General features: G+C 72.0%; 20 protein-coding genes and 1 pseudogene. 11 read left to right on the top strand and 10 right to left on the bottom strand.

Annotated features, from left to right (window positions below; all coding sequences use genetic code 11):
• Nucleotides 1-187: 187 nt before the first annotated feature.
• Nucleotides 188-2227, bottom strand: a complete 2040-nt coding sequence (gene paaZ, locus PWG71_RS18485) for a phenylacetic acid degradation bifunctional protein PaaZ (RefSeq protein WP_274811080.1) — start codon at nucleotides 2225-2227, stop codon at nucleotides 188-190.
• Nucleotides 2228-2805: 578 nt separating this feature from the next.
• Between paaZ and PWG71_RS18480 the strand changes: the two genes are divergently transcribed.
• On the top strand, nucleotides 2806-3081 hold the full coding sequence (locus PWG71_RS18480; RefSeq protein WP_274811079.1) for a hypothetical protein: 276 nt from the start codon (nucleotides 2806-2808) through the stop codon (nucleotides 3079-3081).
• 30 nt (nucleotides 3082-3111) lie between these two features.
• On the opposite strand, the gene PWG71_RS18475 is transcribed toward PWG71_RS18480, so the two are convergent.
• Together PWG71_RS18475 and PWG71_RS18470 are read right to left on the bottom strand one after the other, a co-directional pair.
• Nucleotides 3112-3633: a YbaK/EbsC family protein gene (locus tag PWG71_RS18475; RefSeq protein WP_274811078.1), complete on the bottom strand. Its 522-nt coding sequence runs from the start codon at nucleotides 3631-3633 to the stop codon at nucleotides 3112-3114.
• A gap of 36 nt (nucleotides 3634-3669) precedes the next feature.
• Complete coding sequence (locus tag PWG71_RS18470; protein WP_274811077.1) at nucleotides 3670-4602, bottom strand: ADP-ribosylglycohydrolase family protein; 933 nt, start codon at nucleotides 4600-4602, stop codon at nucleotides 3670-3672.
• Nucleotides 4603-4784: 182 nt separating this feature from the next.
• On the opposite strand from PWG71_RS18470, the gene PWG71_RS18465 reads away from it, so the two are divergent.
• Nucleotides 4785-6686, top strand: coding sequence for a PASTA domain-containing protein (locus PWG71_RS18465; RefSeq protein WP_274811076.1), 1902 nt, complete (start codon nucleotides 4785-4787; stop codon nucleotides 6684-6686).
• Nucleotides 6687-6705: 19 nt separating this feature from the next.
• Here the strand turns inward: PWG71_RS18465 and PWG71_RS18460 are convergent, their stop codons facing one another.
• On the bottom strand, nucleotides 6706-7542 hold the full coding sequence (locus PWG71_RS18460) for an SDR family oxidoreductase (RefSeq protein WP_274811075.1): 837 nt from the start codon (nucleotides 7540-7542) through the stop codon (nucleotides 6706-6708).
• Nucleotides 7543-7971: 429 nt separating this feature from the next.
• On the opposite strand from PWG71_RS18460, the gene PWG71_RS18455 reads away from it, so the two are divergent.
• Genes PWG71_RS18455 through PWG71_RS18430 form a run of 6 tightly spaced genes read left to right on the top strand, consistent with a single transcriptional unit; the run spans nucleotide 7972 to nucleotide 13623 of the window.
• Nucleotides 7972-9153, top strand: coding sequence for a substrate-binding domain-containing protein (locus tag PWG71_RS18455; RefSeq protein WP_274811074.1), 1182 nt, complete (start codon nucleotides 7972-7974; stop codon nucleotides 9151-9153).
• A complete protein-coding gene (locus tag PWG71_RS18450; RefSeq protein ID WP_274811073.1) occupies nucleotides 9150-9956 on the top strand; it encodes an ABC transporter ATP-binding protein in 807 nt (268 codons plus the stop codon). The genes PWG71_RS18455 and PWG71_RS18450 overlap by 4 nt, the downstream gene beginning before the upstream one ends.
• Entirely contained in the window at nucleotides 9953-10705 is a 753-nt protein-coding gene (locus PWG71_RS18445) for an ABC transporter ATP-binding protein (RefSeq protein WP_274811072.1), read from the top strand. The genes PWG71_RS18450 and PWG71_RS18445 overlap by 4 nt, the downstream gene beginning before the upstream one ends.
• Nucleotides 10702-11601 carry a branched-chain amino acid ABC transporter permease gene (locus PWG71_RS18440; protein WP_274811071.1) on the top strand — a complete coding sequence of 300 codons (900 nt, stop codon included), beginning with the start codon at nucleotides 10702-10704 and terminating at the stop codon, nucleotides 11599-11601. Before PWG71_RS18445 ends, PWG71_RS18440 begins: the two co-directional genes overlap by 4 nt.
• Nucleotides 11598-12707, top strand: coding sequence for a branched-chain amino acid ABC transporter permease (locus PWG71_RS18435; protein ID WP_274811070.1), 1110 nt, complete (start codon nucleotides 11598-11600; stop codon nucleotides 12705-12707). Before PWG71_RS18440 ends, PWG71_RS18435 begins: the two co-directional genes overlap by 4 nt.
• A 13-nt stretch (nucleotides 12708-12720) precedes the next feature.
• Nucleotides 12721-13623 carry an alpha/beta hydrolase gene (locus PWG71_RS18430; protein WP_274811069.1) on the top strand — a complete coding sequence of 301 codons (903 nt, stop codon included), beginning with the start codon at nucleotides 12721-12723 and terminating at the stop codon, nucleotides 13621-13623.
• On the opposite strand, the gene PWG71_RS18425 is transcribed toward PWG71_RS18430, so the two are convergent.
• Both PWG71_RS18425 and PWG71_RS18420 read right to left on the bottom strand, forming a co-directional pair.
• Nucleotides 13549-15534, bottom strand: coding sequence for a helix-turn-helix domain-containing protein (locus tag PWG71_RS18425; protein WP_274811068.1), 1986 nt, complete (start codon nucleotides 15532-15534; stop codon nucleotides 13549-13551). The genes PWG71_RS18430 and PWG71_RS18425 overlap by 75 nt on opposite strands.
• Nucleotides 15519-16346: a 3-hydroxybutyrate dehydrogenase gene (locus tag PWG71_RS18420; protein ID WP_274811067.1), complete on the bottom strand. Its 828-nt coding sequence runs from the start codon at nucleotides 16344-16346 to the stop codon at nucleotides 15519-15521. Before PWG71_RS18420 ends, PWG71_RS18425 begins: the two co-directional genes overlap by 16 nt.
• 232 nt (nucleotides 16347-16578) lie before the next feature.
• Between PWG71_RS18420 and PWG71_RS18415 the strand changes: the two genes are divergently transcribed.
• Entirely contained in the window at nucleotides 16579-17823 is a 1245-nt protein-coding gene (locus PWG71_RS18415) for an extracellular catalytic domain type 1 short-chain-length polyhydroxyalkanoate depolymerase (protein ID WP_274811066.1), read from the top strand.
• Nucleotides 17824-18028: 205 nt separating this feature from the next.
• Here the strand turns inward: PWG71_RS18415 and PWG71_RS18410 are convergent.
• The 4 genes and pseudogenes from PWG71_RS18410 to sigK all read right to left on the bottom strand — a co-directional run.
• Nucleotides 18029-18505, bottom strand: a pseudogene (locus PWG71_RS18410) (MarR family winged helix-turn-helix transcriptional regulator); the annotation flags it as partial.
• Nucleotides 18506-18686: 181 nt separating this feature from the next.
• Nucleotides 18687-20306: an AMP-binding protein gene (locus PWG71_RS18405; RefSeq protein WP_274811065.1), complete on the bottom strand. Its 1620-nt coding sequence runs from the start codon at nucleotides 20304-20306 to the stop codon at nucleotides 18687-18689.
• A 207-nt stretch (nucleotides 20307-20513) separates the two neighbouring features.
• A complete protein-coding gene (locus tag PWG71_RS18400) occupies nucleotides 20514-21236 on the bottom strand; it encodes an anti-sigma factor (RefSeq protein WP_274811064.1) in 723 nt (240 codons plus the stop codon).
• Nucleotides 21233-21859 carry an ECF RNA polymerase sigma factor SigK gene (gene sigK, locus PWG71_RS18395; RefSeq protein WP_274811063.1) on the bottom strand — a complete coding sequence of 209 codons (627 nt, stop codon included), beginning with the start codon at nucleotides 21857-21859 and terminating at the stop codon, nucleotides 21233-21235. The genes PWG71_RS18400 and sigK overlap by 4 nt, the downstream gene beginning before the upstream one ends.
• Nucleotides 21860-22005: 146 nt before the next feature.
• On the opposite strand from sigK, the gene PWG71_RS18390 reads away from it, so the two are divergent.
• Both PWG71_RS18390 and PWG71_RS18385 read left to right on the top strand, forming a co-directional pair.
• The gene (locus PWG71_RS18390) at nucleotides 22006-23574 is read left to right on the top strand and encodes a molybdopterin-dependent oxidoreductase (protein ID WP_274811062.1); all 1569 of its coding nucleotides are present in this window, start codon (nucleotides 22006-22008) and stop codon (nucleotides 23572-23574) included.
• Nucleotides 23575-23634: 60 nt separating this feature from the next.
• Nucleotides 23635-23928 (top strand): hypothetical protein, encoded by a 294-nt coding sequence (locus PWG71_RS18385; RefSeq protein WP_274811061.1) that lies wholly within the window; start codon nucleotides 23635-23637, stop codon nucleotides 23926-23928.
• The last annotated feature ends 1156 nt before the right edge of the window (nucleotides 23929-25084 follow it).

Here is a 25084-nt window from a genome sequence, read left to right as displayed (position 1 = left end):
TGACATCTCGTTGGCCCTCACATACGTGTGAGGGTTCGAGCATGACGCCATGACCACCACGGCACAAGACGCCTCCCGGGAGCGGTCGGGGCGGCCGCCCCCGGGCGCACTCCCGGCCTCCCGGCCCTGAACACGACGGGCGCCCCTCGGCGTGAGGCCGAGGGGCGCCGGTGCGTCGACGGGGCGGCTATGCCCGCTCGTCGCCCTTGGCGACCAGGGTGAGGACGTCGTAGGTGGCGACGGCCTCGCCGTCCTGGTCGGTGACCACGGCGTCCCAGCGCACCTCGCCGTACTCGGCGTTGGTGCGCGGGGTGATCTGCTTGGCGGTCAGCGTCACCTTGATGACCGCGTCCTCCTTCACCGGGGTGAGGAAGCGCAGGTGGTCGACACCGAAGTTGGCCAGCACCGGGCCCGGTGCCGGGTCGACGAACAGGCCCGCGGCCAACGACACCACCAGGTAGCCGTGCGCCACGATCCCGCCGAACAGCGGGTTGGCGGCCGCGGCCTCCTCGTCGGTGTGGGCGTAGAAGGTGTCACCGGTGAACTCGGCGAAGTGGTCGATGTCGGCGCGGGTCACGACGCGCTCGGCCGACTCGATGGTGTCGCCGATCCGAAGCTCGGCGAGGTTCTTGCGGAAGGGGTGGACGTCGTCCGTGTTCCGCTTCGACCCCGTGGTCCAGTGGCCGGTGATCGCGGTGAGCATGTCCGGCGAGGCCTGGACCGCGGTGCGCTGCATGTGGTGCTTGACGCCGCGCACACCGCCCATCTCCTCGCCGCCGCCGGCGCGCCCCGGACCGCCGTGCACCAGGACGGGCAGCGGCGAACCGTGGCCGGTGGACTCCTTGGCGTCGTCCCGGTTCAGGACCAGGACGCGGCCGTGCCACGGGGCGACGCCCAGCACGACCTCGCGGGCGACGTCGGCGTCGTTCGTGACCAGGGAGCCCACCAGGGATCCCCGACCGCGCGCGGCCAGTTCGATCGCCTCGGACACCGAGCCGTAGGTGATGACGGTGCTGACCGGACCGAACGCCTCCACCTCGTGCGGCTCCCGCGCGCCCGGCTCGGCGCGCAGCAGGATCGGCGACATGAACGCGCCGGACCCGGCGTCGGCGCCCACGACCTCGACGTGCTCGGGGTCGCCGTAGACGAGTTCACCGGAGGTGCGCAGGGCCTTGACCGCCTTGCGGACCTCGTCGCGCTGGGCGAGGGAGACCAGGGCGCCCATGCGGGTCTCGGGGTGATCGGCGGCACCCACCACGACCTTGGCCAGGCGGCCGGTGATCGCCTCGATCACGGCGTCGGCCATGGTCTCGGGGACGATGACGCGGCGGATGGCGGTGCACTTCTGGCCCGCCTTGACGGTCATCTCCGTGACGACCTGCTTGACGTACAGATCGAACTCCGGGTCCTCGACGGTGACGTCGGGGCCCAGGATCGAGCAGTTGAGGGAGTCGGCCTCGACGTTCAGTTGCGCGCCGCCGCTCACCACGTTCGGGTGGTTGCGCAGGATCGCGCCGGTGGCGGCCGAACCGGTGAATCCCACGATGTCCTGGGCGCCGAGGTCGTCGAGCAGGCCGCGATGACCGGCGACGAGGAGCTGGAGGGAGCCCTCGGGGAGGATCCCCGACTCGATGATCCGGCGGACCACGGCCTCGGTCAGGTAGGCGGTCTGGGCCGCGGGCTTGACGATGCTCGGCAGGCCGGCGATGAAGGCGGGGGCGAGCTTTTCGAGCATGCCCCACACGGGGAAGTTGAACGCGTTGATCTGCACCGCCACGCCGGGGCGGGAGGTGTACACGTGCTGACCCACGAAGGTGCCCTCGCGGCTCAGCCGCTCCAGGGGACCGTCGAGGATGACCGTTGAGTTGGGGAGTTCGCGGCGGCCCTTGCTGGAGAAGCCGAAAAGGGTGCCGAAGCCGCCGTCGATGTCGACGGCGCTGTCGCGCTTGGTCGCGCCGGTCCGGTACGAGAGGGCGTAGAACTCGTCCTTGTGGCCCATGAGGTGCTGCGCGAGGGCCTTGAGCAGGTTCGCGCGCTGGTGGAAGGTGAGCGCGCGGATCGCCGGGCCGCCGACGCCGCGGGCGTACTCGACCATGGCGGAGATGTCGGGGCCGTTCTGCGACAGGCGGGCGACGGTCTCGCCGGTGTTCGCGTCGGCGAGGGGCTCGCCCTCGTCGGTGGGGGTGAACCACGATCCCAGTGCGTAGCTCTCCAGTACTTCGGACACCTGACGGTCCTCTCCTCGGGCTGTGGGTCTTCCCGCACAGTATTACAGACCGATCGTTCAGTAAATAGTGCGCGAGGCTCGGAACCCGTGTCCACCTGCGTTTTCCCACCATGTGGACATGTGGACATGTGGAGAGGGCACCTTGTCGACACATCGAGGAGGGGCGGGACGAACCAGGGACACGCGGCGGAAGAGCGGAAGGGAGGCGAGGGGACACGAAGGGAGACCGGTGCGCACCGGTGACGGCGCAGACCCCGGGGGAGTGCGCGCGGTTCCTCGCCCTGTGCCACGACGCCGACACGGGCATACCGCTCCACCACGGGATCGTCACGGTGGAATCGGATACGGAGCAGCCCGAAGGGGTGCGACCCCCGAGGGTCGACCACTACGCGGTGCCGGTGGAGTCGGCCCGGGCGGCGGAGGTCGAGGACCGGCCCCGGCCCGGGTGGTCGCGCATGGCGTGGTCTCGTCCACAGCCTGTGGACGAGACAACGCCCCTCCCCTGCCGGGACGAGCGGGCCTGTTGTTACCGTGTGCCTCCCAAGCCGACCGCATCTCCGGGAGAGACCATGGCCCACGTGACGAAGATCCTCGTGGTCATCGGACTCGCGCTCGCCTTGGGCGGACTCGCCCTCGGCTCGGTCCCCGTCAACCACCGGGGCATCGACTGCGCGTCCTCCTTCGCCCGGTACCCCAACGAGGACGACGGGTGCACCGAGATCCGCTCCCAGCACGTCCCCTGGGCTTGGGCGCTGATGACGACGGGCGTCGTCATCGCGTTCGGCTCGATCCTGGTCGACCCCCGGTTCGGTGCCAAGGCCACGCCCAAGCGACGCAAGACCGACAAGGCCTGACCGCTCTCCCGGTCCGGATCCGGCGCGGGGTCAGCGCTGGGCCAGGGCGATGACCTCCGCGCCCGGCAGGGACGCCACCAGCTTGCCCGGCACCCACAGCTTCGACCGGCGCAGACCGCTGCCCACCACCACGTTCGGGGTGGCCGCCACCGCCTCGTCCACCAGGATCGGCCACCCCTCCGGCAGCCCGAACGGGGTGATCCCCCCGTACTCCATCCCCGTCGACCCGGTCGCCTCGGCCATGGCCGCGAACGACGTCTTGCGCGCCCCCAGGTGGCGACGCACCACACCGTTGACGTCCGCCCGGTCGGTGGCCAGGACCATGCACGCCGCGTAGGTCACCTCACCGCCCCGCTTGGCGGCCACCACCACGCAGTTCGCGCTGGTCTCCAGCGTCATCCCGTAGTGGGCGCAGAACGCCGCGGTGTCGGCCAGCTCCGGATCGATCGGCGCGACCCGGACCTCCGACAGTCCTCGGACCGCCTCGCGGACCGGATCGGCCATCAACCGCGGCTGCTCGTCGGCGTTCGCCCAGTTCAACGTTACGGACATCGACACGCTCCTCTTCTCTGCTCTTCGCCGTCCGACCTAGGGAACCGAGTGCCGTCGCACGATGTCCAGGGCCAGTCCGGCCAGATCGTCCGCCCGGTATCCCGGCCACCCGTGCACCGCCTCCAGGTGCCCCGCGGGGATCCCCGACACCCCCCAGCGGGCGCCCGCCAGGGCCCCCGCGATCGCCGCCACCGTGTCGGTGTCGTTGCCCGCGCGCACGGCGGCGTGTACGGCGGCCACGAACCCCTCCGGGTGCCGGGTGACCGCCGACCACGCCGCCTGGAGCGCGCTCACCACGAACCCGTTGTTCTCGAACGTGCGCGGCGGCGCCCCCTCCGCCTCGTCCAGCCAGGTCTTCCACCGTCCCCGGGCGTCGGCGGGCAACAGTTCCAGCCCGTCGCGGACCCCGTCCAGGGTCCCGTCCAGCACGGCCCGGCGCACCCCCTCGCACCACAGCACGCAGGCCTCCGACGCCAGCGGATCCGCGTGCGTCAAGCGGCTGTAGGCGTCGGCGGCCCGGGCCAGCCCCTCGGGGTCGTGCGGGTAGGCCAGCGCCAACGGTCCGGTGCGCATCAGGGACCCGTTGCCCGCGCTCGGCACCCCCTGCGCGAACAGGCCGGCGGAGTAGGCCGTCATCACCTCGGCGACCTCCGGCCGCCGGAAGGCGTGCCCGGCGCCCCGCATCACGTCGCGGGTCTGGTTGCCGATGTCGGAGGCCCCGCCGTTCGCCCACTCCAGGAAACCGTCGGCGGTCCGTCGCAACGCCTCGGCCGACAGCGGATCGTCGTGGTCGCGCACGGCGTGGGCGATGCACACGGCCATCTGGGTGTCGTCGGAGTACTCCCCCGGCGCGTACGGGCCCAGCCCGCCGCCGATCATCTCCGGTACCCGTCGCTCCGGCAGGGGCGGTCCGAACTCGTAGGGCACGCCCAGCGCGTCCCCGCACGCGGCGCCCACCAGGGCGCCCACGGCGCGATCCTCGATGCTTCCGGTCGGTGGGGTTCGCACGGCGGCCTCGCAATACCCGGGGAAAGAAGGGGGAACGGGGCCGACATTACCGCTTCGGAACCCATGGGAACCGCGGTTCGCCGGCCTCATTCGGCCCCATTGAAGACAGAAAACCCGGGTTTCGGCCCGTACAATTCCGACTCATGGAGACCCCCACCCCCGATCCCCACTCCGGCATCGTTCTGGACGAACGCTACGTCCTCGGTGAACGCCTTCGCAGTGACGCCTCGGGGAGCGCCTACCTGGCCCACGATCGCGCCACCGAGCACACCGTCGTGGTCACCGTCATGCACTCATGGCTGGTCGGGGACCAGGCCGCGGTGCACGCCTTCGAGGGGCGTGCCCAGAACCTGGGCGCCGTCTCCCACCCCGACCTGGCCCGTTTCCTCGGTCACGGCCGCGACGGCGACCGCGTCTACGCGGTCAACGAGTACCTCCCGGGTGAGACCCTCGGGCACGCCCTGGGCGGCGGCGGTCTGCGCTACGCCCCCCACGCCGCGTTGAAGATCGTGGCCTCCGTGCTGGCCGCGCTCGACGCCGCCCACGCCCAGGGACTCGTCCACGGCGGACTCATCCCCGAACGGGTCGTCGTCGACGGCCAGGGCGGCGCCCGCCTCACCGGTTTCCCGCTGCTCTTCGACGACGCCGAGGACGAGGGCCCCGACACCCGGACCGACGTGCGCGCGGTGGGCCTGCTCCTGTACATGCTCATCACCGGCGAACGCGTCGCCTACGACGACGCGCGCCCGCTGCGCCCTTCGGCGGTGGTCGAAGCCCTGACCCCCGACCTGGACATGCTGGTCGCCAACGCGACCGACCCCAACCCCCGCTACCGCCCCCGCGACGCCGGCCAGTACCTCACCCTGGTCGAACAGGTGCTGCGGGCCCTGGACCGCTCGTCGGCCCGGTCCGGGGCCGACGACACCCGACCCATCCCGATCGCCGTGTCGAACGCCCTCGCGGTCCCGTCCGCGGGCACCGTCGCCGTCATCGCACCCGACCGGGTCCCCTTCTGGCGGCGCGTCCCGGTCCTGGTCGGCGCCGGGGTGCTGGTCGTCGCCCTGTTCGCGGCCGGGTGGGCGCTGGTCCCGGCCGAGGCGGAGGCGACCCTGCCCGACGTCACGGGCGTCACCGCCGACGAGGCCGAGGCGCGCTTGGAGGCCCTCGGCCTGAACCTGGCGATCGGCTACCGGGACGACTACCACGACACCATCGACCCCGGTGGGATCGCCGGGAGCGATCCCGGTCCGGGCAGCGTCGTCTCCTCCGGCGACGAGGTCCTGCTGTCGCTGTCCATCGGCCCCAGGTTCGCCCCGGTCCCGGACGTGATCGACGGTAACGAGAACGAGGCCCGCGACACCCTGCGCGAGGCCGGGTTCACCCGCATCGAGGTCGTGCAGGAGCATTCGTCCGAGCGGTTGCCCGGCACGGTCCTGGCCACCGAACCCGAGCCGGGGGCCGAGGGCGACCGCGAGGAGGAGGTCGTCGTCCACGTCAGCGAGGGGATCATCGTCCCCTCCCTGGACGGCATGACCGGCGACGAGGCCGCCGACACCCTCGTCGAGGTCGGGCTCACCCCGGTGACCGTCGAGGAGTACCACGAGACCGTCCAAGACGGCGATGTCAGCGGCCAGGACCCCGAACCCGGGTCGATCCTGCCCGAAGAGGGTCGGGTCACGGTGACCCTCTCGCTCGGCCCCGACCCCGAGGCGGAGGAAGAGGAAGAGGAGGAGGAAGAGGAAGAGGAAGAGGAACCCTCCGAGTCCCCCTCGGAGACCCCGTCCGACGAACAGGTCGACGAGTCCGGCGATGACGATCGGGACGACGGCCGCGACGACGGCCACGGCGGGGGAGGTTCCGGTGGCGGCGGTGGCGGACAAGGGGATTCCTGTTCCGCTCCGTCCTGGGGCCCCGGCACCACCTATGACGCCGGGGACCGCGTGAGCCACCGGGGGCGCGAATACGAGGCCCGTTGGTGGAACCGGGACAGCCCGCCCGACCCCGACGCGGTCTGGGGGCCGTGGTCCGACCTCGGCCGCTGCTGATCACCCGCCGGGGCGCGCGCTACCGGAAGTCGTCGGCGTGGTCGCGCGCCCACTCCTCGAAGGTCAGCGCGGGGCGTCCGAGCACCCGCTCGACGTCCCGCGAGACCGCCTCGGGCCGCTCGATCATCTCCGCCCAGTGCGCCACGGCCGCGTGCGCGAACCCCGGATCGCCGAACACGGCGGTGAGCTCCTCCCGCGCCTCCTCCTCCGGCTGCTCCTCCCAGCGCGCGTCGACACCGATCGCCTCGCCGAGGATCCGCACCTGATCGGTCTGGCTCACCGACGCGGGGCCGGTCATCAGGTGGGCGCGCCCCGCGTGTCCGTCGTCGACCAGCGCCCGTACCGCCACGGCGGCCACGTCGCGTTCGTGCACCAGGGAACGACGGGCCTCCCCGTGCACCGCCCGGACCACACCGGTGCGCACCCGGTCCCGCCAGATCAGTGTGTTCGTCGCCAGGCCGGTCACCCGGAGGAACGTCCCCTCGGCCCCGGATTCGCGAACGGCGTCCTCGACGGCGCCCCACACACCCCGGTCCTCCGGGTCGTCCGCGTCGGCGCCATCGGCGGACAGGTGCACGATCCGGTCCACGTGCCGGCCCAGGGCCTCCACCACCGGACCCGCTCCGTCGGCGGTCAAGCGGGGCCACACCAGGTAGGCGGCGCGGGCGCCCCGAGCCGCGTCCGCCACCGACCCCGGATCGGTGACGTCCCCGATCACCACGTCCACCCCGTCCGGCAGGCCGTGGTCCTCACGGCGCACCAGGGCGCGCACGGGCACGCCCTCGGTCAGCAACCCGGCCACCACATGCCGTCCGGTGTTGCCCGTCGCCCCTGTCACCAGCACGGGTCGTCCCATGGTCGTTCCCCTCTCGGTCACGCGGCCGGATCGTCCGGCCCGTCGGACCCAGCATGGTTCCTCAACAGAAGTTGAGGTCAATGTCGCCGATGGCCGCGCACTCCCCCTGCGATCGCTCCGGGGCGCGGGCGGGGGTCCGCCGCTGCGCCCCGCCCGCTCGCCACCGAACCGAGGAGATCGGCGCGCCCCGCGTCACCCGTCGGGGTCGCGCGCACGAACACCGCGCACGGGTGGCGGGGCCGCCGGGCGCGGGCCCCACCCGCTCGCCACCGAACCCGTGTGGCTTCCCCCTACATCGGTTCGCGGCCGAATGTATGTCACGGGTACATGTGAAACGGATCACCCCGGCTCTACCTTCGGGTTGGCACCCCTATCCCCCCGAGCACGGGCCATGGCGACCAACGGGCGGTGCCGACTGGAGGAAGAGAAATGCGCAAGACCCCCATGACCGCCGCCTCGTGCGCGGTCGTCCTCGCCCTCACCGCCTGCGGCAGCCCCGGCGAGGCCGCGGGCGGGGGCGAGGACGGTCCCCTCAGGATCGGCATCGTCTACTCCGCCACCGGCCCCCTGGCCACCTACGGCGAGCAGTACAAGCAGGGCTTCGAGGCCGGCCTCGACCACGCCACGGGCGGCACCCTGGAGATCGACGGCCGCCCCGTCGAGGTCGAGTACATGGACGACGGCGGCGACCCCACGGCCGCGGTCTCCGCGGCCCGCGAACTCATCGGCACCGGCCACGACATCATCGCCGGTTCCACCGCCTCCGGTATCGCCGTCCAGGTCGCCCCCCTCGCCGAACAGGACGACGTCCTCTTCATCTCCGGTCCCGCCGCCACCGACGCCATCACCGGCATCAACGGCAACACCTTCCGCTCCGGCCGCCAGACCTACCAGGACATCCTCACCGCGGGCACCTTCATGGACGACCCCGAGGGCTCCAAGGTCGTCGTGTTCGCGCAGCAGAACGCCTTCGGCCAGGACAACGTCGACGCCGTCACCGCGGTCCTGGGCGACGAGGGCGCCGAGGTGGACGGCGTCCTGGCCCCGCCGGACACCACCGACCTCACCCCCTTCGCCGAGCAGGTCGGGCGGGCCGACCCCGACCTGGTGTTCGTCGCCTGGGCCGGCGAGACCGCCTCCGCCATGTGGCAGTCCCTCGACCAGCAGGGCATCCTCGACTCCACCGAGGTCGTCACCGGACTCGACATCAAGGCCTCCTACCCGATCTTCGGCGAGGCGGGCGAGGGCATCTCGTTCCTGTCCCACTACTTCGACGGCGCCTCCGACACCGAAGTCGCCCGGATCATGCGCGAGAAGGTCGAGGCGGCCGGCGGCGGCGTCGACCTCTTCACCCCCGACGGTTTCACCGCCGCCCAGATGATCGTGCACGCCGCCACCGAGGGCGACACCACCGCCGACCGCGTCGCCGCGCTGGAGGGCTGGACCTTCGACGGCGTCAAGGGCGAACTCACCATCCGCGCCGAGGACCACGCCCTCATCCAGCCCATGTACCAGGTGGAGCTGGTCGGCGAGGGCGCCGACGCCGAGCCGAAGCTGGTCGCGGAGATCCCCGCCGCCGACGTCGAGCCCGTCGCCGCGGAGCAGGGATGACCACCGACAACGCAACGGGCGCGGCCTCTCCCGCCGTCTCCGCCCGGGACACCCCGCCCGTCACCTCGTTGGCCCTCGATCACCTGAGCTGGTCGGTCGGCGGCGCCGTCATCGTCGACGACGTCACCATGCACGTCACCGAGGGCGAGTTCGTCGCCCTCATCGGACCCAACGGCGCCGGCAAGACCTCCCTGTTCAACCTGGTCTCCGGCCTCACCCGGCCCACCGCGGGCGCCGTCACCCTCGGCGGCGTCGACATCACCCGCCACGCCCCCCACAAGCGGGCCCGCCTGGGCATGGGCCGCACCTTCCAGACCTCCAGCGTCTTCGCCGACCTCACCGTCGGCGCCAACGTCGGCCTGGCGGTCCAGGCCCGCACCGGCGAGTCCCGCCGGTTCTGGAAGCGCGCCGGCGCCGACGGCGGCCCCGAGGCCGCCGCCGCGCTGGAACTGGTCCGTCTCTCCCACCGCGCCGACGCCATGGCCGGCGACCTCTCCCACGGCGACAAGCGCAAGCTCGAACTCGCCCTCCTGCTGGCCCGCCGCCCTCGGCTCATCCTTCTGGACGAGCCCATGGCCGGCGTCGGCGCCGGCGAGATCGGCGAACTCAGCACCGTCATCCGGGACGTGCACCGCGAACAGGGATGCACGGTCCTCATGGTCGAACACCACATGGAGGTGCTCCTCGACATGGCAGACCGGTTGGCCGTGATGCACCACGGCGCCCTGCTCGCCTTCACCGACCCCGACTCGGCCATGGCCGACCCCGACGTGCAGGCCGCCTACCTCGGGGACGGGGCGTGACCGGCGGCGGGCCGCTCCTGGAGGCGGCCGACCTCAACGTGTGGATCGAGGGCTCCCACATCCTCCAGGGCGTCACCTTCACGATGCCCGAACGCGGTGTCACCTCCCTGCTGGGCCGCAACGGCGTCGGCAAGACCACCACGGTCAAGGCCCTCCTCGGTCTCGTGCCCCGCACCGGCAGGGTCGTCTTCGACGGTGCCGACATCACCGCCGAACCCACCCACGCCATCGTCACCAGGGGCATCGGCTACGTCCCCGAGGAACGCGGGATCTTCTCCGCCCTCACCGTCGCCGAGAACCTGCGCATCGCGGAGCGCAGACCCGGGCCCCACCGCTACGACCTGATCCACGAGCTCTTCCCCGAGCTGGACCGGCGCCGCGCCCAGCCCGCCGGCACCCTGTCCGGCGGCCAACAGCAGATGCTCGCCATCGGCCGCGCCCTGCTCAACGACAACCGACTCCTCATCGTCGACGAACCCACCAAGGGCCTGGCCCCGCGGATCGTCCGCGAGGTCGCCGACGCCGTCGCCCGCGCCGCCGAAGAGGTGCCGGTCCTGCTCGTCGAACAGAACCTGTCCCTGGTCCGCCGGGTCGCCGGCGACGCCGTCGTCCTGGACGCCGGTCGGGTCGTCCACACCGGACCCGCCCCCGCACTCCTCGACGACGCCGACCGCGTCCGCGAACTCCTCGGCGTCGCCCGCGCGGCGCCCGCCCCCGCCGCCGACACCAAAGGGAGGTCGACCGCGTGAGCACCGTGGTCCTCCTCATCGTCACCGGGCTCGGCCTGGGCGCCCTCTACTTCCTCATCGCCTCCGGCCTGTCGCTGATCTTCGGCCTCATGGACGTGCTCAACTTCGCGCACGGGGCCTTCCTCGCGATCGGCGCCTACGGCACCTGGTGGGCGGCGGGCTTCCTACCCGGAGCCGGACCCGACGGGCCCGGCTTCCTGCTGGCCCTGACGTTCGGCGTCGCCGCGGGCACCCTGGCCGCCACCCTCGTCGAACTGTGCGTCATCCGCCCGCTCTACGGCAGGCACCGCGAGCAGATCCTCGCCACCGTCGGCCTCAGCCTGGCGGTCCCGGCGCTCCTCCAGGCGATCTGGGGCGCCGACCCGCTGACCTTCCCCAAGCCCCGGGCGGTGCGCGGCACCGTCGACCTGCTCGGCGCGCACATCCCCAAGGACCGGGTCCTGCTCATCCTCGTGGCGGTCGCGCTGTTCACCGCCCTGTGGCTGTTCAACTCCCGCACCCGGTACGGGCTCATCGTCCGCGCCGGCGTCCAGGACCGGGCCATGGTCACCGCCCTGGGCATCGACGTCCGCAGGTCCTTCACCCTGGTGTTCGCCATCGGCGGAGCCGCGGCGGCCCTGGCGGGCGCGCTCGGCGGCCTCTACTACGGCGTGGTCACCCCCACCCAGGGGATGTCGCTGCTGATCTTCGCGTTCATCGTGGTGGTCATCGGCGGCACCACCTCGCTCACCGGCTGCGCGATCGCCTCCGTCACGGTCGCCCTCGTCCAGCAGTTCGCCAACTACTACACCGTCGCCGGGCTCGGCGACATCGCGGTGGTCATCGTCCTCGCCGTCGTACTGCTCACCCGGCAGGGCGGACTGGCCGCCAAGAAGTCCGCGGAGAGGGTCGCATGATCACCGAGACCGAACCCCAGGCACCCACCACCGAGGCCGCCGCCGGTGGGCGCACCCCGCGCCCCCGCCGCCTTCCCCGCTGGGCGGGCCCGGTCGCCGTCCTGGCGATCCTGCTCACCCTGCCCTTCTCCACCATCACCGTCCCGGGCCTGTTCCACGGCGCCCTCAACAGCCCGGCCACCCTCCACCTCCTGGCGTTCTGCCTGGTGTTCGGCGGCCTGGCCACCAGCTACGACCTGCTGTACGGGCGGGTGGGCCTGCTGTCCTTCGGGCACGCCCTGTACTTCGCGTGCGGCGCCTACGTCGCCGCCCTCCTCATGCGGATCCTGGAACTGCCCCTGGTGTGGGCGGCCCTGGTCTCCGTCCTCGCCGGGACCCTGCTGTCGCTGCTCCTGGGCGCGGTGGCACTGCGCGTCAACGGCATCGCGATGGCCATGGTCACCCTCGCCTTCGCCCAGACCGGATCCATCCTGGTCGCCCGCGACCCGGGGAGGGCGACCGGCGGGGAGGAGGGCCTGTCCCTCAACACCGCCATGGTCCCCGACACGCTCGTGGGCGTGATGAACACCGTCAACCTGTACTGGGTGGCCGTCGCCTACGCCGCGTTCGCCACCGTCGTCGTGTGGTGGCTGTCCGCCTCCCCCGTCGGCCGGGTGTGGCAGGGCATCCGCGCCAACGAGCAGCGCGTCGCGGTGCTCGGCGTCGACCCCTACCCCTACAAACTGGCGGCGTTCACCGTCGGCGGCGGCCTGGCCTCCCTCGGCGGAGTCGTCTACCTTCTGGTCACCGGTGGCGTCACCCCCACCATCACCACCGCCGAGTTCACCCTCACCCTGCTGGTGATGGTGGCCCTGGGCGGTGCGGGCAGCCGCTGGGGCGCCCTGCTCGGCGCGGGCCTGTACACCTACGCCGAACACCGGCTGCGCCAACTGGGCGGCGACTCCTTCTCCGCCCTGCCCGACTGGATCGCCGCCCCCCTGTCCCAGCCCCTGTTCATCCTCGGCACGTTGTTCGTCCTCATGGTCTTCTTCTTCCCCGGCGGTCTGGTGGCCCTGCCCGAGCGCGTCCGGTCGGCACTGCGCGACCGGCGGGCCACACGAGAGTGAGAGCGGAATCCACATGAACGACATCACCCCGGTCGACGCGGACGAGTACACCGTCCCCGTCGCCGGGGGCGGTCTGGCCGTCACCCGGTGGGGTGACGGCCCCGGCGCCCCCGTGCTGGCCGTCCACGGCATCACCGCCAACGGCCACTCCTTCGCCCGCGTCGCGGCCGCGCTCGCGGTCCGCGGCGGTCCCGCCCTGCACGCCCCCGACCTGCGCGGACGCGGGGCCAGCGGCGGCCTGCCCGGACCGCACGGACTGGCCGTCCACGTCGACGACCTCATCGCCGTCCTGGACCACCTCGGAGTGGAGCGCACCGTCCTGGTCGGCCACTCCATGGGCGCCTTCGTCTCCTGCCTGGCCGCCGTCCGCCACCCCGACCGGATCGCCGGGCTGCTGCTCGTCGACGGCGGACACGGACTGCCGGTCCCTCCCGGCACCGACATCGACACCGTGCTCGGCCCCGCCATGGCCCGCCTGCGGATGACCTTCGACTCCCCCGACGACTACCGCGCCTTCTGGCGACGCCACCCCGCGTTCGCCGGCCGGTGGAACGCCTGGGCCGACGGCCACGTCATGCGCGACCTCACGGGCGAGGCCCCCGGCCTGCGCTCCTCCTGTGACGAGGCGGCGGTGCGCGTCGACGGCGCACAGGTCCTCGCCGACGAGGAGACCCTCGGGGCCGTCCACCGCCTGCCGGTCCCCGCCCTCCTGCTGTGGGCGGCGCGCGGACTCATGGACGAGGCGCCCGGACTGTACACGCCCGAACGCCTCGCCGGCCTGCCCGCCTCCGTGTCCGCCCTCGAACTCCCCGACGACAACCACTACACGCCGCTGTTCTCCTCAACCGCCGTGCTGGTCGCCGAGCAGATCCACACCCTTGTCCAGGAGACCGTGCAGGTGCAGGGCCAGCTGTAGCTCCAGCGCGCGGTCGGGGCGCTGCCAGTCCTCCCCGATGAGCTGACCGATCCGCTCCAGGCGCTGCGCCACCGTGTTCACGTGGATGTGCAGCGCCGTCCGGGCCCTGGACAGGTTGCCCCCGGCCGCGAAATAGGCGCGCAGCGTCTCCACCAGCAGCGTTCCGCGCCGTTCGTCGTACTCCAGCAACGGACCCAGGGCGACCCGCACGAACCCCGGGACGTCCCGGTCCCGGCCCAGCAGCAACCCCGAGAACCCCAGGTCCTCGGCCGTCGCCAGGTCGCCCTCCCGCCCCAGCGCCCGCAACGTCTGCACGCACCGGGTCCCCTCCGAGAAAGCCGACCGGAACTGCTCCGGTCCACCCGTCGGTCCGGCCAGACCCACCGTCACCGGCACGCCCCCGGCGGCCAGGGCCAGTTCCTCGGCCACCCGCCGCCCCACCCGCTTCGGATCGGTCCCCGGCAACGCCAGCACCAGCCGGCCCGCCCGGCTCCCCGCCAACCCGCCCGTCGTCTCCGCCACGTGCGTGGCCGCCGACCGCAACCGGCCCGGGTCGGCGCCCGGCGCCTCGGCCACCACCAGCACGTGCGGGGCGTCCAGATCGGCGTGCAGCAACGCCGCCCGCTCCCGCAGGGAACCCGGCTCGCGGGCCGGCGTCTCCAACAGCTCGTTGAGCAGGTCACCGCGCACCCGGTGCTCGGTCTCGCTCACCGACCGCCGGATCAACAGCAGCAGGGCGGTCACCATCGCCGCCCGCTCCAGCACCCGCTGATCGGTCTCGTCGAGTTCCACGCCGCGCAGCACCAGCGTTCCGAGCGGCTCGCTCCCGGCCGCCGCGGACGCCACCCAGGCGTCCCCCGCGCGCGCCGCGCGGCCGCTCGTCAGCGCCTCCCCCACCGCCTCCTCGACCGCCTCGTCCCGATCCCGCGGATGCGCCCGTCCGGTCACCGCCCCCTCGGGCGTCGCCGTGATCGTCACGTCGGTGGTCACGTCGTGCACCGTGACCGAACCGCCCAGCACCTCGGCGACCGCCGCCGCGACCTCCCGCACCCCGCCGCCGCGCAGCACCAGATCCGTCAAGCGGTCGTGGGCCGCCGCCGAGCGCTCCACCGAGGCCGTGTGCCGCTGCAACCGCTCGTTGACCGTGTGCAGCTCGTCCAGGGCCCGCCGGGTGTCGTCGATGAGGTTGGCGCTGTCGATCGCGATCGCCGCGTGCGTCGCGAGCGACGACAACAACGCCACCTCCGAATGCGCGAAGGGACGCTCGCGCCGGTTCGCCGCGAACAGCACCCCCACGTCACGGCCGTTCATCTTCAACGGCACGCCCAGGATGGCCACCAGGCCCTCCTCGCGCACCGCGTGATCGATGTTCTCCGCGTGCGCGAACCGGGGATCGGCGAAGTAGTTCGAGGTGACGTACGGCAACGCCGTCTTGGCCACCAGCCCGCCCAGGCCCTTGCCCGGCCCCAACCGCAACTGCTGGAACGACGCCGACACCGATCCCGACGTCACCCGCATCACGGTGCCGCCCGCCTCCGGATCGCTCAACGTCAGGTAGGCGACGTCGGTACCCAACAGGTTGCGCGCCCGTTCCACGATCGCCCGCAGCACGCGGTCCAGGCTGCGCATCCCCGCCAGATCGTTGGCGGTCTCGAAGAGCGCGCTCAACTCCGACTCCCGGCGCCTGCGGTCGCGCATCACCGACCTCACCCGCAACGCCGTCAGCTTGGCCGCCTCCAACGCGGCCACCGTCTCCGGGTCCGCGCCCTCGGCCCGCGCCCGCAACACCGGGCGTTCGTACTCCACCGCCGGGGCGTCGCGCAGCAACAGGTCCAGGAACAGGGCCTGACCGGCGACGCCCGTGGGGTCGTCCTCGGGGCGGGAAGGGGTCGTGTTCAGCTCGCGCTCCATGCTCCGTCCATAGGCAACGACGCGCCGTTGACGAACGACGCGTCGTCACCGCACAGGTAGGCGACCAGTTCGGCCACCTCCTCGGGTTCGATCAAACGCTTCAGCGGGGTCCGCGCCAGCAGCACCTCCGACACCACCCGCTCCTCGGGGATGCCGTGCGCCGCCGCCTGGTCGGCGATCTGCTTCTCCACCAGGGCCGTGCGCACATAGCCGGGGTTCACACAGTTGGAGGTGACCCCGTGTGCGGCGCCCTCCAGGGCCACCACCTTCGAGAACCCCTCCAGCCCGTGCTTGGCCGTCACGTACGCCGACTTGTAGGCCGAGGCGCGCAGCCCGTGCACGGAGGAGATGTTGACGACCCGCCCCCATCCCCGTTCGTACATGTGGGGCAGGGCGCCGCGCACCACCCGGAACGGCGACTCGACCATGAGACGAAGGATGAGGGAGAAACGCTCGGGAGGGAAGTCCTGCACGGGCGCGACCGTCTGCACTCCCGCGTTGTTCACGACGATGTCGGCGCCCCGGGCCGCCTCCTCAGCGGCGTCCAGATCGGTCAGATCCAGCACGACGGCCTCGCCCACCCCCTGGTCGGCGAGTTCCGCGAGGGCCACGGCGTCCACGTCGACCAGGCGAACGGCGGCACCGGCGTCGGCCAACCGCAGGGCGCAGGCCCGGCCGATACCGCTCGCGGCACCGGAGACGAAGGCGCTCCTGCCGGTCAGGTCGACCCGGGTGGTGTGTTCGCCGAGGCGGGGGGAGGGGGGCCGGGGGGCGTGGTGCGCCGTACCCGCCGGGAACTCGTGCGTCGTCATGGCAGCAACGTAGGCCCGCCCGCGCGAACGGGGGATAGGACGCACGGACACACCGTTGGGCTCGGGCATGTGGATCTCGACCATGTCCGCGCCGCCCCTGTGGGGTTCGCACGGGACGGAGGTGTGTGATCGGGGTCTCGACTACATGTCGTGTGCGTCACATCGACGTTACCGTCCTGGCAACGGCTCGGCCGAACCCCCCGCTCACCTGGATCGCCTGGAGGCAACCCCCATGGACTCCGCCGCCCCGCCCCGAACACGGGTCCCCCTCATCATCGCCCTGGCCACCGTCGCCGCCCTGGCCGCCGCACTCCTGGCCGCTCCGGCACCACGCGCCCACGCCGCCACCCTCGCCCCCGTCGCCTCGTTCGGGACCAACCCCGGCAACCTGTCGATGTACACCTACGTCCCCGACGGGTTGCCCGCCGGCGCGCCCCTGGTGGTGCTCTTCCACGGCTGCGCCCAGGACGCCACCGCCTATCACGGACACTCCGGCTGGGCGGGGGCCGCCGACGCGGGCGGATTCGCCCTGGTCTACGCCGAACAGAGGACCGCCAACAACGCCACCCGCTGCTTCAACTGGTTCGAGGCCGCCGACGTGCGCCGCGACTCCGGCGAGGCCCGATCGGTCCGCTCCATGGTCGAGTACGCGGTGAGCACCCACGGTCTCGACGCCGACCGCGTGTACGCCTCCGGGCTGTCCGCCGGTGGCGCCATGGTGAGCGAGGTGCTGTCGGCCTACCCCGACCTGTTCGCCGGCGGCGCCATCGTCGCGGGCGTCCCCACCGGCTGCGCCACGAGCATGGTGGACGCCTTCACCTGCATGAACCCCGGCAAGAACCGGACCCCGCAGCAGTGGGGAGACAAGGTGCGGGCCAAGAACCCCGGCTGGTCCGGACCCTGGCCCCGCGTCGCCGTCTGGCACGGCGCCTCCGACACCACCGTCGTCCCCGCCAACGGCACGGGGAGCGTCCGCCAGTGGACGAACGCGCACGGGATCTCCGCCACCCCCACCGCCACCGAGTCCCTGCCGGGGTCCACCACCGCCGCCTATCACGGCGGAACCGGCGCCACCACCGCGAAGGTCGCCCACTACACGGTCTCCGGAATGGGACACGGTACCCCCGTCGACCCGGCCGCCGGCTGTGGCGCGGCGGGCGCCTACTTCCTCACGGCGATCTGCTCCACCGGGTACACCGTCGACTTCTGGGGACTGGGCGGCGAGGGCGGCGACCCCGACCCGCAGCCCACGGACGAGCCCACCGGGGCCCCGACGGAGGAGCCCACCGAGGGGCCCGGCGAGTGCGTGCGCGCCACCAATCACGCCCATGTCGGAGCGGGCCGCGCCGTCCATCGTCTCGGCCAGACCCACGCGGTCGGCTCCGACGACCCGCTCGGCCTGTGGAACGTCTTCGTGACGACCTCGATCACCGAGACCTCACCCGGGTACTGGAACCACACCCCCGGCGCCTGCTGACCGCCGACGGAACGGGAGCGGGCGGGCCGGGAACCCCCGACCCGCCCGCCCCCGGGGCCGGGCACGACCCCCGCGGCGCCCGGCCCACCCGCCACCGTGCCCGTCACGGACACGACGACGGAGATGAACCCCTCTGGTCCTCGACCTCCGGCCCCGGCCCGCCCCGCGGCGGCACCGCGCCGTTCGCGGTCAGCGCCGCGATCCGCTCCGGCACCCGGGCCTTCCCGTCCAGCACGCTCGCGGTCAACCGCCGCAGGGCCAGCCTGGCCGCCTCGAACTCCTCCTCCGGGAGGTCGATGACCTCCCGGATCGCCTCCGGGACGCCCTCGACCAGCTCCCGCAGGGCCGCCCCCGCCTCGGTCGGCGTGATCAGCACGGATCGTTCGTCGCGCGTATCCCGCTTCCGGTGGAGCAGGTCGCGCGCCTCCAACCGCTTCAACAGGGGCGTCAGCGTGCCGTAGTCCAACTGGAGCGCGGAGCACACCTCTTTGACCGAGCACTCGCCCCGCTCCCACAACAACATCATCACGAGATATTGGGGATAGGTGAGCCCCAGGGGATCGAGGAGCGGCCGGTACAGGTTCGTGATGGCACGGGACGCCGCGTAGAGAGCGAAGCACATCTGCTCATCGACGGCAGGAAGGGAGAAATCGCCCGTGGGGGCTGGGAATCGGTCGGGCATCGGCAACATGGTAGTAACCCCGTACCCGATGTCAAAGCACACAATTGTCTTGCACGCAAGGCAAAAAGAGACTCAATTCCTCAAGGGTCGGAATTCCAGTCATTTCACGGGGAAAAGGACCCCCTCCGTGCGGAACGGGGCGCCGTCACCGCCCGAGCGGTGACGGCGCCCCCACCTCCCGTCACCGACGCGGAGCGTCGAACGGAAGCCCGCGCTTGACCACCTTCCCGGTGGCGTTGCGCGGCAGCTCCTCCAGGAAGACCACGTCCCTCGGCACCGAGAACCGGCCCAACGCCTCGCGCACCCGCATCCGGATCTCGTTCGGGTCCAACGACGCACCCTGACGCGGCACCACGAACGCCGCGAAGCGCTGACCGAACTCCTCGTCCGGCACCCCCGCCACCACGACCTCGCGCACTCCCGGGAGCGCGATGATCGCCTCCTCCACCGGCCTGGGGAACACGTTCTCCCCGCCGGACACGATCATGTCGTCGTCCCGGCCCGCCACGTGCAAGAGCCCGTCCGCGTCGAGGTGCCCCCGGTCCCCCGTCTCCATGAGGCCGTTGGCGATCCGCTTGCCCCGGCCGTTCGTGTACCCGTCGAACAACATCTCGTTGCCGACGAAGATCGACCCCTCGTTTCCGGGCGGCAACTCCACCCCCTCGGCGTCCACCACCGCCACCCGTGTCCCCAGGGGCGGTCGCCCCGCCGTCGTCGGCGACCTGCGCATGTCCTCCGGTGTCGCGATGGTCGCCCACGACACCTCCGTGGACCCGTACAGGTTGTAGAGCACGTCCCCGAACCCGTCCATGAAGTCGGTGATCAGTTTCGGACTCATCGCCGAACCGCTGCACGCCACGATCCGCAACGACGACGTGTCATAGGAGTCCCGCGTCGACCTGGGCAGATCCATGATCCGCCGCAGCATCACCGGCACCGCGAACAGCGCGGTGCACCGCTGCTCCTGCACGGTCCGCAGCACGTCCTCCGGCTCGAACACCCGCCGCATCACCAACGTCGCCCGCATGGACATGCCCAGCTGCACACCCGCCAGCCCCCAGGTGTGGAACACCGGCGCCGACACCAGGATCCGATCCGAGGAGCGCAGGGGGATCCGCGACAACACCGACGCGGCGTCCTGCGGACCCCTCGGCGTGGGCCGCCGCGCGCCCTTGGGCGTGCCCGTCGTCCCCGACGTCAGGACGATCAACCGGCCCGGCCGCTCCGGCGGCGCCGGGTCCTCCGACTCCGGCCCCGGGGACACGCTCCCCCACGACAGGTCGGAGGGGTCGCCCCACGCCCTCAACCGGGGGATGCCCGCCGGGACCCCCGCACACAGATCGGCGAACTCCTCGTCCGCCACCAGCAGCGAGATGCCGTTCGCCGCCGTCACGTCGGCCAACTGGGGCGCGGACAGACCCGTGTTCAGCAGCACCGTGTCCGCGCCCAGCCGACCGCACGCGATCATCGTCTGCACGAACCCGCTGTGGTTGCGACACAGCAGACCCACCTTGACACCGGGACCGACGCCCGACCCGCGCAGGGTCCTGGCCAGCACCCGGCCGCGCAGGTTCATCTCCGCGAAGGTGGACTCCCCCCGCTCGTCGACCACCGCCACATCGTTCGGCACCCGCTCCTGGGCGGCCGCGTAACCACCGGCGATCGTCGCGCCCCAGGTGCGCAGGGCGCGGAGTTGCCGGGCGATCCGGTCGGGGCGACCCGGTGCGAGGACACCGGCGCGCACCAGGACCCGGGCCACCTCCAATGTGTGCCGGACACGGGACGGACCATCGGTAGCCATGCTGTCTCCGAGGAGTACGGGGACGGGCGAAGCCTTCCGCGCCTCACCGGACGGCCTTCGCCACGTGACCACCCGGAAGTACTGCGACCGTAGGCGACCGACCGCCGTCGTTTCTTGGAACCGGGGTGAGCGGTTACCCGCCGGTCATTGTCACTTCGACGCGTTGTCGACTCCTCGACACGTGTGAGACGACCGCGCACCGGACCCTCACATGTCGATGACGTACTCCTCCCCGCTCGGCTCCGCCGCCTCCCCCAGCGGCTCCAGGGAGATCCACAACTGTTCGGGAGAGCCCATCTCCCCGGCCATGCCCATGTAGCGGCCCTCGCCCGAGGGCTTGAGCATCCCGGCCGGCCTAACCTCGTTCCCGTCCACCCACCACATGCGATAGGTCATGTCCGCGGGAGCCTCGGGCAGACCCTCCACCAGCAGGATCGCCGCGTCCTCGTCATAGGAGGCGAAGAGGGTCGCCCGCCCCTCCCCCACGGAGGCGTCCAACCTGTCGGTGTCCGCCGCCGCCAGCAGGGTCTCCATCTCCGCGTTCTGCGCCTCCTGGACGGCCAGTCGCTCCTGGACGGACACCAGGGTGCCCGTCAGCACGACGGAGAACAGTGCGAGAACCGCCGCCAGGCTCCACGGCAACCACCGGCCCGCCGAGGGGGAACGCGGAGACCGACCCGCCGGCCGGGACCGCACCGGCGGCAACTGTCGTGTTCCGCGGGCCTCGACCAGGATCGATTCCCAGACCTGTTCCCTCGGCTCGGTGGCCTCCCCCCGCGCCAACCGCACGGTCGTCTCCCGGAACTCCGCGAGGTCCCGCCGACAGTCCTCGCACTCCGCGAGATGCCGCTCCGCCGCCCGTACCTCGTCGGGTTCCAGGGCGTCGACGGCGTAGCCCGCGGTCAGGCCGTGTTCTCCGGGCCCTCTCACACCATCACCCCCAGGCAATCCCTCAACTTGATCAGCCCATCGCGCAGTCTGCCCTTGACCGTGGTCAACGGCACCCGCAACAGGTCCGCGGCCTGCCGCTGCGTGTACCCGGTGTAGTAGGTGAGCCGAACGACCTCTCTCTGCTGCTCGGTCAGCCGCCGCAGGCAACGGCGCACCTTCTCCCGCTCCAAGCGGTGCTCCACCTGTTCGGGGACCGTGTCGTGCGGTGTCGCCTCGGACTCCAACCGACCGAGGGCGGACAACCGGTTCGACGCCGCCTGCTCGGAGCGGACCCGGTCCACCGCCCGGCGATGGGCGATGGTCGTCACCCACGCGGACACGCTCCCCCGGGAGGGATCATGGCGCGCACTCGTCCGCCAGACCTCCAGGAACACCTCCTGACAGACCTCCTCGGCCTGGGCCGTATCCACCAGCACCCGCCGCGCCACCCCGAACACCGCCCCCGACAACTCCCGGTAGACCGCCTCGAAGGCCGACAGGTCACCGACGGCGACGTCGCGCAGCAACCCGTCCAACGGGTCCGCCTCCGCGAAGTCCCCACCGTTCTCGCGCGTCTCCTCCCGGTCCGGGAAACCCCCGGACCCGGCGACCTGCGCCCTCACCCACCTCACCGGACCACCGGCCTTCCCACCTCGACTCCTTCGGGATTCGGTTCAGAGGGGCCCGAGGAGACCTTCACATCGACTTCGTGACCTACTCGTTATCTAATGTGCGGTCGCCCTACCGGGCCCGGCACCGAACGAAGGGCATGACCGACACACCACGACGCATCCCCACGGGCCCCGCCGCCATCGCCGGACTCGTGTCCGCGGCCGCCGCCCTGGGCGCGGCCGAGGTCGTCGGAGCACTTCTCGCCCGTCCCACCGCCACACCGGTCCAGGCCGTCGGGGCGGGCGTCATCGACCTGACCCCCCTGCCGCTCAAACAGTTCGCCGTCGACGTCTTCGGTACGGCCGACAAGATCGTGCTGATCGGCGGCATCGCGATCCTCTTGGCCGGTGCCGCCGCCCTCATCGGTGTCGCCGCCACTCGCGGCCGTCTTTTCGGCGCGGTGGGCACGGCACTGTTCATCACCATCGGCCTCACCGCCGCCCTCACCCGCCCCGACGCCGGCCCGCTCGACGCCCTGCCCACGCTGGCGGGTGCCGTGGCCTTCATCGGAGTCCTCGTCCTGTCGATCCGGTTCCCACGGGTCCGGGGCGCTGAACCGGACACCCCCGCCGACGGCTTCGACCGACGACGTTTCGTGCTCTTGGCCGGGACGGTCGCCGCCGCCTCCGCCGGCATCGGCACCGGGGCCCGGCTGCTGTCCGCCGCCCCGACCGGTGGCGGGCTCTCCCCCGCGGACGTCCGCCTGCCCGTCCCCGTGAACCGGGCCGCGACGCTCCCCGACGGGGTCGACCTGGAACTCGACGGTCTGTCCCCGTACTTCACCCCCAACACCGATTTCTACCGCATCGACACGGCCCTCTCCGTCCCCCGCATCGACGCCTCCACATGGTCCTTGCGCATCCACGGCACGGGCGTGCGCCGCGAGCTGGTCCTCACCTACGACGACCTGCTCCGCCACCCCGAACTGAGCGAACGCGACATCACCCTCACCTGCGTGTCCAACCCGGTGGGCGGCGACTACCTCGGTAACGCCCGCTGGGTCGGGGTCCCCCTCGCCTCCCTGCTCGCCGAGGCCGGGGTGCGCTCGCCCGCCGAGGGCGGTCCCGCCGACCAACTGGTGTCCCGCTCCGACGACGGAATGACCATCGGCACACCGGTCGCCGACGTCATGGACGGCCGGGACGCCCTCCTCGCCGTCGGGATGAACGGCCGACCCCTCCCCCACGACCACGGGTTCCCCGTCCGCATGGTGGTACCCGGCCTCTACGGCTACGTGTCGGCCTGCAAGTGGATCGTCGACATCGAGCTGACCACCTTCGACGCCTTCGACGCCTACTGGGTCCCCCGGGGATGGGCGGCACGCGGCCCGGTCAAGACCCAGTCGCGCATCGACACCCCGCGCGAGGGGGCCGACCTCGAACCGGGACGGGTCGTGGTCGCGGGCGTGGCCTGGGCACAGCACACCGGCGTCGACCGGGTGGAGGTCCGGATCGACGACGGCCCTTGGACCGACGCCGAACTCGCCGCGGAGGGGAGCGCGGACACCTGGCGTCAATGGGTCCTGGAGTGGGACGCGGAACCGGGAGAGCACCTCCTCACCGTCCGCGCCACCGACCGCGAAGGACGCACACAGACCCCCGACCGGGCGGAGCCCGCACCCGATGGTGCGACGGGCCACCACCACGTGACCGTCACCGTGGCCTGACCGTCCCCGGGAACACCCGGCCCGAACCGCGGGCCGGAGAGAGAACGAGAAGGAGAAGTCATGTCCATGACCTTGCACCGGAGCCGCAGACTGCTCGCCGCCGGGGCGATCAGCCTCACCGCCGTTCTCGGCCTGGCCGCCTGTGAGAACACGGCCGGCCCGGGAGAGGGGACGGTGGACTCGGAGGAGATGTCCGAGGAGCCCATGGAGGACGACATGTCCGAGGAGCCCATGGACGAGGAGATGGGGGAGTCCGAGGACTCCATGGAAGAGGACTCCATGGAAGAGGACTCCATGGAGGAGGACTCGATGGAGGACGACATGTCCGAGGAGTCCATGGACGACGACATGTGACGGGTCCCGTCGAGGGGACCCGACCGGTCCCCTCGGAGAACCCGAACGGTCCCCGTCGCCTCCTCCCGGCGGCGACGGGGCCGGGGTGATCGTCGGCCCGTCACGGTGATCGGGACGGGCGGGACATCGGCGTCGATCACTGGACGGGGCGGCGAACCCCGCCCGCACGGGCCGACGATCTCCGTTCCGCGCATGAAGAAGACCGCGAGGGGAACGGCCTCGCCGATCCGGTCCGGCCGGGTCGACGCAGCGGACGGAACCCTCACCGTGCGCTCGGCGGAGACCCGACCGGAGACCGTGCACGACGTGGCGAGGCCCCCGGCGATGAAGAACGGCTCCGGGCACGTCCAGCCGGTGCGGCTCTCGGAAGGCGGGAGCCCCGTCGGGGAGGTAGGGCTCGTGTACGGCCGGGCCCGCACGCGGTCGCGGACGCGAACACGTGCGGCCACACGCCCCGTCCGCCGCTCCCCGGACACGGGCACTCGCCGCGGAACCCTGGTGACGGGTCCCTCTCGGAGCCGCCTCCGGTACCGCCGCATCTCGTGGAGATGGGATGAAAGGGATTCCACGAGCGACCCCCAGAACTTTCCCGGATTCCGGGTGAATGATCCCGAACATGCTTTGACGTGCGGCGACGAGGAGAAAGAAGAGGGGCGTCCATTCCTTGCACCGTGTCCCGGCCATGGAGCGCGTGAGGTGGCGGTCCGACACGGGGTTCCCTCGTGGCGCGGGTGGCCACGGAAGCGGCGGCCCAGGGACGAGCGGGCCCTCGGGAGGGCCGAACGGGGAAGGCGGGGCATGGGCGGCGATCTGTGAGTGGCGACACAGGCGCACTGGTTTGCCGGAGCCCCGGCAGGGGGGTAATGTTCTCCGAGTCGCCACGGGACGGCGAGCGGGCCCCGCAGAGGGACCGACTCGGAACCGGACCGGGATCAGCGGCCACCTCCCTTCCGAAGTTCACCGGTTCGAAGCACCGCTTCGACCATGTAAACTCGGTCGGGTCGCTCCGAAAAGGAGCAAAACCCTTCACACTTCAGAAGGTTCCGGAAAACGCCGATTTGGCGGGACACGGAAACGCTGATAAAGTGAGGACACAACAAAGCGGAAACGCAAACGTCTTCCACGGAAGAGCACGAGCGGACCTTCGAGGTCCGGG

Origin of the sequence: Nocardiopsis sp. N85 (assembly GCF_028882275.1) — a bacterium.
Lineage (GTDB): Bacteria > Actinomycetota > Actinomycetes > Streptosporangiales > Streptosporangiaceae > Nocardiopsis > Nocardiopsis lambiniae.
The sequence above is the reverse complement of the archived record's forward strand: the minus strand, read 5'-3'. Positions and strand labels throughout refer to the sequence as shown.